1 protein-coding gene is annotated in these 1,043 nt (G+C 65.7%); it reads right to left on the reverse strand.

The annotated features are described in order from the left end of the window. Nucleotides 1–1,043, reverse strand: a 1,043-nt coding sequence (locus tag I6F12_RS36990) for a DUF4082 domain-containing protein (RefSeq protein ID WP_225158544.1), incomplete at both ends; no start/stop codon positions are given.

Genomic DNA, 1,043 nt, shown 5'->3' on the forward strand with positions numbered 1-1,043 from the left:
CATTCACGCGGATCCGCTTGCCGACCAGGCTGCTATCGAGGGTGAGGCTCGAGGTCGTGGCGGCCAGGTTCGTCCAAGTGGTGCCGTCGGGGCTGCTCTGCCAGTGATAGGTGATGCTGGCGGGCGCGCCGTCGGGGTCCGTGACGCTGGCCGTCAGGATCTGGTTCTGGGTCGCGGTGCCGTTGATCGTGACAGCGCCGGGGTCGTTGACGTTGGCCACTGTCGTGGCGGTCGCGGTGCTCACCGGGGCCTCGGTGCTGCCCGAGAGGTCCGTGTAGCTGGCGGTGACCCGTATGAAGCTGCCGACCTGAGCCTGCCCGAGGACCAGCGTGCTCGCGGTCGCGCCACTGATGTTGCTCCACGAGTTGCCGTTCGCACTCTGCTGCCACTGATAGGAGACGGTGCCCGGCACTCCGTCCGCATCGCTCACGGTCGCGGTCAAGGTCTGGTTCTGCGTCGGCGTCCCGCTGACGCTTACCACACCGGGGCGGTTATTGGGCTGTGACGAGCCCGCAGCGAACACGACGTCGCGGAAATAGTTTGCATTCTGATAGACATTGGTGGGGAAGGCGCCCTTGGACAGGTCGAAGACGCCGGCACCCACCGGGGCGTTCAGGCCACCATTGCTGATGGCTGAGGCGAAGCCCTGCGTGGTGGAGACGTAGTTGCTGTTGATGTTGACGGAGACGATGTAGGTTGTGCCGGCCTGGATGGTCAGGGGCGTGGCGAGCGCCTGCTGCTGCCAGCCCGATTCGCCTTCGTTGGTGAACGTGACCGTCGCCAGCTCCTGGCCGGTGGCCGACCAGATGTGGCCGATATGCGGGCCCGTCTCGCCCGGGGCCTTGTAGTACCGGATTGCCTGGATCGAGCCGGAGGTGTCGCTGGTGAAGCGCATCCCCAACTCATAACCTACTCCGTCGTTGGCATTGGTGATGACAGGCGTCTGGGTGGTGAACAGCGTAGTGGTGGCACTCGCAGCGGCAACCGTCGCCGTGGCCGCGCTGGTCACGTTCTCGCTGGCGCCGAACAGGTCGGTGTAGGTG

The sequence above is a fragment of the Bradyrhizobium sp. IC4059 genome, assembly GCF_020193615.1.
Taxonomy (GTDB): Bacteria; Pseudomonadota; Alphaproteobacteria; order Rhizobiales; family Xanthobacteraceae; genus Bradyrhizobium; species Bradyrhizobium yuanmingense.